General features: G+C 63.7%; 7 protein-coding genes. 3 read left to right on the forward strand and 4 right to left on the reverse strand.

Annotation, left to right across the window (positions count from 1 at the left end; genetic code table 11):
- Positions 1–904: 904 nt before the first annotated feature.
- The 3 genes from IEY70_RS20270 to IEY70_RS20280 all read left to right on the forward strand — a co-directional run bounded on the left by IEY70_RS20270 (position 905) and on the right by IEY70_RS20280 (position 2,706).
- A complete protein-coding gene (locus tag IEY70_RS20270) occupies positions 905–1,606 on the forward strand; it encodes a recombinase family protein (RefSeq protein ID WP_189066843.1) in 702 nt (233 codons plus the stop codon).
- Between the two features lie 81 nt (positions 1,607–1,687).
- Positions 1,688–2,299, forward strand: coding sequence for a nucleotide-binding protein (locus IEY70_RS20275; protein ID WP_189066844.1), 612 nt, complete (start codon positions 1,688–1,690; stop codon positions 2,297–2,299).
- Positions 2,299–2,706, forward strand: coding sequence for a hypothetical protein (locus tag IEY70_RS20280; RefSeq protein WP_189066845.1), 408 nt, complete (start codon positions 2,299–2,301; stop codon positions 2,704–2,706). The genes IEY70_RS20275 and IEY70_RS20280 overlap by 1 nt, the downstream gene beginning before the upstream one ends.
- 125 nt (positions 2,707–2,831) lie before the next feature.
- Here IEY70_RS20280 and IEY70_RS20285 read toward each other — a convergent pair whose 3' ends face one another.
- The 4 genes from IEY70_RS20285 to IEY70_RS20300 form a co-directional block, all read right to left on the reverse strand.
- Complete coding sequence (locus IEY70_RS20285; protein ID WP_229778121.1) at positions 2,832–3,875, reverse strand: replication initiation protein; 1,044 nt, start codon at positions 3,873–3,875, stop codon at positions 2,832–2,834.
- Between the two features lie 475 nt (positions 3,876–4,350).
- Positions 4,351–7,188: a DNA methyltransferase gene (locus tag IEY70_RS20290; RefSeq protein WP_189066847.1), complete on the reverse strand. Its 2,838-nt coding sequence runs from the start codon at positions 7,186–7,188 to the stop codon at positions 4,351–4,353.
- On the reverse strand, positions 7,185–7,649 hold the full coding sequence (locus IEY70_RS20295; protein WP_189066848.1) for a hypothetical protein: 465 nt from the start codon (positions 7,647–7,649) through the stop codon (positions 7,185–7,187). The genes IEY70_RS20290 and IEY70_RS20295 overlap by 4 nt, the downstream gene beginning before the upstream one ends.
- A complete protein-coding gene (locus tag IEY70_RS20300) occupies positions 7,646–8,572 on the reverse strand; it encodes a hypothetical protein (protein ID WP_189066849.1) in 927 nt (308 codons plus the stop codon). Before IEY70_RS20300 ends, IEY70_RS20295 begins: the two co-directional genes overlap by 4 nt.
- Positions 8,573–9,134: the final 562 nt, after the last annotated feature.

Genomic DNA, 9,134 nt, shown 5'->3' on the forward strand with positions numbered 1-9,134 from the left:
AAAAAAATGGGGGGAACTCTAGGCGTCAACCGGAGATGGATTGGCGCGGCACCATTGGGTGGCGAAAGCTGCTGGATGGGTCGTTGGACAGCTTAAACGGTAAAGGTAGGCCGCGACTCGAAAAGAGCGCGGTCGCTTGTGGAGAGTGATGCCGGTGCCATCCCCTGTAGTGGGATGGTTGAACCGAAGTCAGAAGCACTGTAGGGGTAGCGCAGCTATTGGCAACATTTAGCGCGCGAAATCCGAACGCAGGTTCGGGGAACAGCGTTGACCGTACAGGTCAGCGGCTGGCTACAGGATGTGAGACGCCGGCTAAACAATGTAGTTCATGTCTAACTGGGGAACGATGGGAAGGCGTTCAGGATGGCGGCAACCACCTGAACAGAGCTGAACCCACGGGGAGAGCAGGCGATGAGACAGGCGACAGGATCGCCCCGGGCACACCTCGACTCGGTCGAAGGGGAGTGGATTGGAGAACGGGTACGGGACGACCGTACAGCAGTCCGTGAAGTCGAAAGCCAGCGGCGGTGGAAGTCATGGGATGGAATCCCACGACAGCGAAGCGCACCGCAGAACACTGAACGACGAACAGCCACACGGCTGTTCAGCGCGACTAGGACGCGCATCCCACACGGGACAACTCACAGGCAGGCCGCCTGTAGCAACTGGATACAAGTAACACATCCATATTCCCTCTCGGAACCACCCCCTCTGCTGACCAGCATGGGGTGGGTTCGTCATGTCGCCAGATTGCGGTTGACATCCTCAACCGGGGTGCGGTCGTGCCTGGTGCGTAGGTGCTGTCCCTGCGCAGCGGGCACGGGCGCGCGCCGGACTCCGCATAGTGTCACATACCTCATGGGGACGTTGAGCTGCGGGACAGTCTGCGTGCGACACTGGCTGCATGACGTTCAACGGCACAGCGGCGACAGGCCAGCACGCGGTCGCGTATTACCGGGTCAGCACGCAGCGGCAGGGGCAGTCGGGTCTGGGACTGGAAGCACAACGCACAGCGGTGCTGTCGTTCGCGCAGGGTCGTGGCCTGGTCATCGTGGCTGAGTTCCAGGAAGTGGAGACGGGCACGAAGAAAGGCACACGGCCCCAGTTGCAGGCTGCACTGGCGCAATGTCGGCGTTCAGGCGCGGTGCTCGTCATTGCGCGGCTGGATCGGCTCGCACGGAATGTCCGGTTCATTGCGTCGCTGATGGAGTCTGGCGTGGCGTTCCAGGCCGCCGACATGCCTGACGCACAGCCGCTGGTGCTGCACATCATGTCTGCCGTTGCTGAACAGCAGGCGGCCCGGATCAGTCTCGACACGCGCGCTGCGCTGGCCGCTCGACGCGCACGCGGGCTGCCGCTGGGGAATCCGGCGGCCCTGACGCCGGAACGGCGTGCTGCTGGCGCTGCGACCATGCGCCGCGCCGCGATTGAGGCCACACGACCTGCGGGAACGGTCGCGGCGCTGCTGCGTGACCAGGGGCTATCCCTACGGCAGATTGCCCAGCGTCTGGACGCCGTTGGTATTCCAGCACGCCGGGGGGGCGGTTGGGGGCCGCAACAGGTCAGCCGTCTACTGGAACGACACGCTGCTATCGAATCTAAATAGATAGAACTGCTAGCACAATAGCAGCATCTGTTCTGCTTAGAACTGCTAGCAATTGAAGCGGTATCAGCGTATTCTGTTCGTGTGAGACGCATAGGAATAACAAGCGAGAAAGGGGGCGTGGGTAAATCGACGATCAGCTGGCACCTGGCGGGCGCGCTGTCAGGTGGCAGACCTCGGCGGCGGGTCGTTCTGGTAGATGAGGACACCAGGGTGCAGACCTGCCTGGAATGGGCTGCTGCTGGTCAGACACTGCCATTCCAGGTCGTGGCCCCTGACGGCGCTCAGACGGCTCTGGAGAGGCCAACAGACTACCTGCTGGTAGATAGCGAGGGGCGGCCCCCGCTGTCTGATCTGGTGGCGATGACGCAGGCGCTGGACCTGGTGCTGCTGCCAACCGGAACCACCCGGCCGGAAATCGTCTCGACCATTCGCCTGTGGGGGGAACTGCGAGCGGCTGGAACGACTGACCGGGTCCGGGTGTTGGTCACACGGGCCGCTCCTGTCGGTCATGCCGGTCGGGACGCACGCGACGCGCTGCGCGGCGCTGGATTGACTGTGCTGGATACCGTGGTTCGACGACTGGCGGCGTATGAACGTGCAGCAGAGGTCGGCGGTCTGGTACGCGATGTGCAGGACCCGCGTGCTGGTGAGGCGTGGAGCGACATTCAGGGCGTGGCCCGCGAGGTGAAGTGATGACGAAAAAGACAACAAAAGACAGGTACAGCTACGTTCAACCGGCTGCTGTTCAGGAAGCTGCCCCCAAAAAGCCTGCCAGGAAGACGCCAGCCAAGAAACCCACAGCACCTGTCACCAGTCCTGAACCTGCGCCGGTTGCTGTGCCGGTTCAGCCCAGCGCGGCGACCGGCGCGGCGGCTGCGCTCCGTGATCCCGAGCTGTTCAGGCTGCCACCACCACAACGTGGACGCGCTGCGGCTGACGGGGTGCAACGCAGAGGCGATGTGGAACGGGAACAAATGAATGTACGGATCAGGCCGGAACTGAAGAGAGCAGCGGCAAGTCTGGCAGGACTGCACGGAACCAGTCTGGGAGACGTGATCGAAGCAGCTCTGGTGGAGTACATCCGGAAGCAACAGGGATAAGAGAGACAAGAAGGACCCGCTAACGCGGGACAACCAAGACAAGCACAAAGGCCCCGTTCGGGGCCTGTATACCTGATACCACCAGCGTTTCGCAAAAATTATACTTGAGTATAATTATCAGCCGTTTAGACGTTCCACACGTCGGAATGATCGTATACGGTGCGTATTGGCAGCCTCGTGACTGCGACCAGTGCTGCTGCGGTCACGGGTGCGCCCTGGGACTGCAACTGGGCCACGCCAGCGCGCAGGGCCTGCCGGGTCTGTTCTGCGCGGCGCTCGGCGGTCATACGGCCTGCGTCGGCCTGACGGGCACGCTGAACCGCTGCGGGCGCTGCGGACTGGCGTTCCCGGCTGTGCTGCCTGGAGCGGTCCACCGCGCCTGCAAGGCGGGGGCGCAGGCTGCCCTGATTGCGGCCTGTCCAGCGGTTCACGCTGCCAACCACGCTGCGCAGTTCGCTGGCGCTCAGTGCGCCGCGCGGATGCTCCTGCGCCAGCGCCTGGTTGAACGTCTGCGCGTGTCGCTCCAGCAGTGCGTAACGTGCCAGGTCCGTCAGGTGCGCGTGTGCGTAGGCCAACTGCCGCACGCTGTCGAACAGAGCGCGGTTGCGGGAGTCAGCGGCGCTCGCCGCCTGACGCTGCGCGCGGCTCGGTTGCTGCGTCCGTTGTGGCAGCCGCAGGGCGCGCGCTAGCTCGTGCAGGTCGTACAATTCCGGCCGGACGATCTCCAGCAGATGACCCGGTGCCAGCGGTCCACGGCTCAGCAGCCGCGTGTAGTGCAGGTCGGCCTGTAGCGCCTGGTCGATGCTGTCCCAGACGGCCTCGGCGTACTCGACAGCTCGCGCACTACTGCGGCCGCCACGACCGACGGGTTCAGACAACAGGTAGAGCGCGTGTCCGTGGTCGTTGTTCATGTTCCAGACCACCGCGTTTGGCGCTGGTGCGTGTCCCTGCAACACGCGCGTGATGGGGTCTACCGCGTCACAGTCGGCAACGAGTGCGTGGATTTTACCGCGCGCATTCGGCTGCCAGTACGTCTGCTGCACGGCCTGATCGGTCGGCAGTCGGAACCCCGCTCCCGCCTGGTGGACGGTTGCGCCGCACAGCGGCCACGCAGGTGCGTTAGCAGTGATAGCAGTCAGAACGTCCTGCAATGCTCTAGGGGCGGGCATGCTGCGCCTGGCCTGGTGGGCCGGGGGGCAGCACAGTGACAGGTACTACACGCGCCCCCATAGGCGGTGGTACACTATCCGTGCGCCCCCCACTCGTTGGTGGGGTGTTCATCGAAAAAACCTCTGATCGGGTTGATGAGACTGGAGCGGCTGACCTGTGGCGGGTTGGCCGTTCGTTTTTGCTGTCCTGAACGTTCTATTTTAAATCTCGTCCGATGCTGCGTGCTCTATGTGCCGCTCGCCGTCGCGGCCGTGTCTCTGCTATTTGTGTTCAGGGTCGGTCTACGTTGATGCGTGCTCTCCTGTGTGGTCTGTGTGCAGTGTACCGCGCACAGGCGCGGCGCACCGTGCAGGCCCTGGGGGCGGGGTCAAGGGGCAGCGCCCCTCTGTGTTGAGACCGCAGCGCACGCGCTGAGGGCGCGCCCACCGGGCGCTGTCGTCGCCCAGGGTCGCGCCCTCGATGTTCAGGACAGCGTTACTGTGTTTTTTGTGGTTTTCGCTTCGGCTTCTTTGCCTGCGTCTCTAGCGTTGGGGCCAGCGCCTGATACGCGGCCAGCAGGTGCGCCACCCGTTGCGCCTCAGTGTTGCCTGCCCGGATGCCCAGGGCCGCCTCCACAGCGCGGTCTAATGCGTTGTGTGCGGCGCGCAGGTCAGCAGGCATCAGCAGCGGGTCGTACAGCTGGGCCAGCGAAGAGTCCGGGTGAGCAGCGCGGGCGTCCAGAACGGCCTGGGCCGCCTCCTCGATGACCTGCACCTGACGCGGCCGCAGCGCCGCGCGGTCAGGCCAGGGGAACGTGTTGTACACAACGTCCTTCGTATAGCTGTAGTCGGATTTCAGGCGGCCGCCAACCAACCGCATCCAGTCCATATGCACGCGTGACTGAATCAGGCCAAAGTGCACCAGGTCGGCGTCTGGAATCATGTACAGCTTATTGTTCACCACAGTGCTGCTGTCCAGATAGGCGACCGGCACATACTCCCGCCGTTCGCTGCTAAATCCTGGCACGACTAAGTAGCGCTCAGGCAGTCTCCGGTCCCGGAAGAGCGCCGGGGACTGGGCCATTCTGCGCGTTCCTGCGTCTACGCTATCCAGCCGCCACTGGCGCGTCGAATCGACGCGGGCACATACATGGGGCAGCGTCGCCAGAACAGCCGGACTGACGCCTTCCAACCAGAGGCAGAACCTCTCGCCGCCATTCAGGAACGTCTTAGCGTCCAGCAGTGGGCGCACGTAGGGCGCGGCGTTCTCCTCTGCGGCCAGCAGTTCGTCGCGCTCCTCACGGGTCAGCAGCAGATTCCCGCCGTCCAGCGGCATGTTCCCGAAGTGGATAGGCGGCACGCCAGTTCGCAGGGGTGCCTGCGCCTTCCTGACGATGACAGGCGGCGCGTCTGCCAGATACGGGCCGATCTGCTGTGCGTGAACCTCCACGGGATCAGCGGCAGGCCTGCTATACGTGAACAGGCGGCGCGGTCTGCGCGCTGCCTGCGACGCGGGTTCCATCTGAATAATGACTACATGCACGGCGGCCTGTCCTGGCGCGTCGTTGCTCCATTTGAATGTCCTGTGTGCTGCTGTGATGGTTAGACCCAGCTCCCCCAGAATGCCGGTCCAGAGCGGCGCAACCTGTTCCCCCTGGGTGACGCTATTTGTGCTCACCAGAGCAGCGCGTACATCGACCTGCGCCCGCATTTCGGCGGACAGGCGCATGGTCTCGCGGAGCAGACGGGCACTGCGGATATACCAGGCAGCTACGTAGTCCAGCACGCCGCTGTCCTTCACGCCGGGGAAATCCCGCACCACCTGGGCGCGCTGCGGCGCGCTCATCTTCTTGCCGCCGATGAACGGCGGATTCCCCAGCACGTACACGCCACGCAGTCCCGCCAGATGCTGCTCCAGCTCCAGGTGTTCTACCCAGTCCGTTTCGAGCGCGTCGGCGTGTCGGATGTGGGCACCGTGTGACAGCGGAAGGCGCACGAACGACTGGCCCAGCCGTTGGCTCGCCTCGCGGTTCATCTGGTGGTCTGCCAGCCACAGCGCCACGCGGGCGATTTGCGCGGCAAATTCATCCAGCTCAATGCCGTAGAACTGCTCGACGTTCACGCGCAACAGCTGGTCAATGTCCAGCACCTGGCGGCCGTTCATCATCTCTGCCAGCGCGTCCAGTTCCAGACGCCGCAGTTCGCGGAATGCCACCAGCAGGAAGTTACCTGATCCGCAGGCCGGGTCCAGGAATCGCAGCGTAGGCAATGCGTCCAGGAACTGCTGCAAGCGGCGGCGGTCCCCCCTCGCGGATTCTCGCTGGGCCTTCAACTCGTCCAGGAACAGTGGGCCTATCGCGCGCAGAATGTTGGTTTCGCTCGTATAGTGCGCCCCCAGGTGGGCGCGCTGCTGCGGGTCCATGACACCCTGGAACATGCTGCCGAAGATCGCTGGGCTGACCTGCGACCAGTCCAGGCGGCAGGCGTCCAACAGTAGGCGGCGCATCTCTGGACTGAACTCGGCCGGCCGCAACGTCTCTGCGAACAGCGCGCCGTTGACATGCGGGAACACCTTGAATTTTGCAGGGAGCTGCGCCTGGCGGCGATCACGGGGGGTATTCAGGGTCTCAAACAGCCGCATCAGCATGAACCCTAGATTCTCGCCGTCTGTGCGGGTTTCGTCCTCTAGCAGATCGCGGAACAGGCCGTTCTGATCCCACAGCCCAGCGCGGTCTCCGAACAGCACGAACAACAGCCGGACCAGCAGCAGCTCCAGGTCGTGGCCCGTGTATCCGGCGGCGCGCAGCTCATCGTGTAGTGCGGCCATTTTTCGGGCGGCCTGCACGTTCACGGGCGCGGCGTCCTCACGGCGGCGCAACTCGCGGGCGATCAGGAACCCGAACCGCTCGACGCGCTGGGGGAGGCGAATCAGGGGGAATTCATCACTGGTGCTGGTGTCGCGGTCGTACAGGTGCAGCCGTTCATAATCGCTGACCACCACCCAGCGCGGGCGTTCGTGTTCCTCCAGCACGTCCACGTAGTCCAACGCCTGCTGTAGCGCTGCCTGTAGATCGCGGCCCCTGCTTTTGTGCTCGGCTAGCAGCTGGCCGGGAATCAGCATGTCAATCCGTCCACGACCACTGCCGGTTTGCAGGCCGGTTACGCGGCGTTCAAATTCCGCGATCTGGCGCGCGTCCAGACCGAACACGTTCAGGAACTCCGTCCAGAACCCCTGCGCGCCTGCCTGCTCCCGCTCCTCATCTGACCAGCGCGCAGCGAACTGCGCTGCCCTCGTTCGGATTTCGTTCCAGTCCAGCCCTATGTCCGTCGTCATTCGTCCCCCCGTGTGGCGGCATCGTAGTGCGTGGAGTCGTTCCGCGCCTCCTCAGATACGGGTCTGAACCTCGCCAATGCAGGTCTAATCGCACTCCCGTCATTGCTAGTATTGCTAGCACTATTAGCAGTGCTGGTTATATCGGGTGCTGCGGTATTGCTGGCATTGCTGTCACTACTATCACTTACGCTGTGAACCGTTCCAGGCGTGCGGTTGACTGCCACGCTGCGCCAGACCTGGCGCACAATCCGGCCGACGGCGACCAGGCGCACGCCTGCCAGTTGCAGGTCTGCCTGGTCGTCACCCCATGCGGCGCGCGCCAGGCCTGCTGCCTGCTTGCTGCTGGTGATCGCCTGCACCTGAGCTGCAAGGTCGCGGGCGCTGGTCGCGGCCAGTTCGTGGGTGACGCTGTTCCAGGTCAGTGCGTACAGGCGGGCTGCGGTGGTTTCGCGCGTGTTCATTCGGGGGTCTCCTCTGGAACGGGTTCAGAGTTCAGGTGGGGGGCTGCGTGCATGGCGCGCATGCGCGCGGCTGTGCTTCTTTTGACCTCGCCGCGCACGCGTCCTGCGGCTGCCAGGTGATCGGCCAGCGTCTCTGGCGGATCGGCGTACATCACGGGGAACGACGACATGAACGGCAGGGCGCTGGTACGCAGCGGGTCCACCGCCTCGCCGCGCTTGATCCGCTCGCGCAAGGCACGCGCGGTCGGCGTCTGGTTCGTGCGCCAGGTCTGGCGCGCGCTGGTCATCACCTCGGCCAGCTGGCGGCGATATGCGCCGGTCATCGGCAGTGAACTGTATGCACCAATCAGCTGCTGCAACCCGTGCGCGGGACCGCGCGCGGCGGCGTCCATCCGGGCACGCAGCAGGGTCAGAGAACGGGGGCACAACTGCCATTCCCAGGTCACAGGTACAGGGCCTTTTCGGGACTCGCCGCGCTTCCAGGGACGACGTGTGGCGACCAGGTGGAACTCCGCAGAATCGTCAGGGTAAAGGTTCACTCTGACTGGCTTATGTCGGCCGTCTTGCATGCGCTCGCCTTCCAGATTTTCGGTCCCCAGCAGCAGGAACCGGAAGGTGGTTGTGTAGCCCTTCGGATCGTTCCGAACAGGCCAAATAAATAAGACTGCGGCGGCTTCTCCGGCCGCTTTATTTCGGTGTCGCGTTACCCGGTCCAGGTGCGTGGAATGCTGCCCGCTGAGCTTGGCAACCAGACCCAGAATTTTGTCTGCTGGCACCTCGCCGCCAACGTGCCAGATGTACCCTGCGCGCACCCGGCGCGCGATGTCGAACAGCAGCGCCTGCGCTGTCAGGTGTAGACGCTGAGTGCGTGCGATCTCCAGGCCGTCAGGTGGGCTGGATGGTGGTTGGGGAACAGGGGACATACACCCGTTGTAGCCGGACACGTTGTGGCGCACGTTCGGCGTGTGGTTACACCGTGTGGTTACACGCGTTGGAATCCGTAGGTCTGTAACTGAACTTTATGAATGTTGCTTTGCGAGGGACTTTTGGGGGGTCCGGGGGGCTTGCCCCCACATCAAAAGCCGTTCCGCTGGTGCGACTCTCCAGGTGGTGTTCGCGCTTCGCTGCCGAAGACTCCCGCCCTTGCCGGGGTGGCCTTCACACCGCTCTAGTCGTGTGCGCGTAATGGCGCTGGCACGACTGGGAAGAGCGCCGGGGATTAATCTCCTCGATCGACTCAATGAACTCAGATTCAGGCCGCGCACTATGGGCCGTGTTGCATAACAAATCAGAATGTAGGGCGACCAGGAATGAATGCCGCGCGGGGTCATAACCGCGTGGAATTGACATGAATGAAGCGGGTGTAAAACCTGCCGCCGACAGCCTTGCCCTGACGGGATTAAGGGGCTGGCGGCTGCCACACCGTATCTACTTATGAGCGAAACCCGAACAAAAAAATGGGGGGAACTCTAGGCGTCAACCGGA

Origin of the sequence: Deinococcus seoulensis (assembly GCF_014648115.1) — a bacterium.
GTDB classification, from domain to species: Bacteria; Deinococcota; Deinococci; order Deinococcales; family Deinococcaceae; genus Deinococcus; species Deinococcus seoulensis.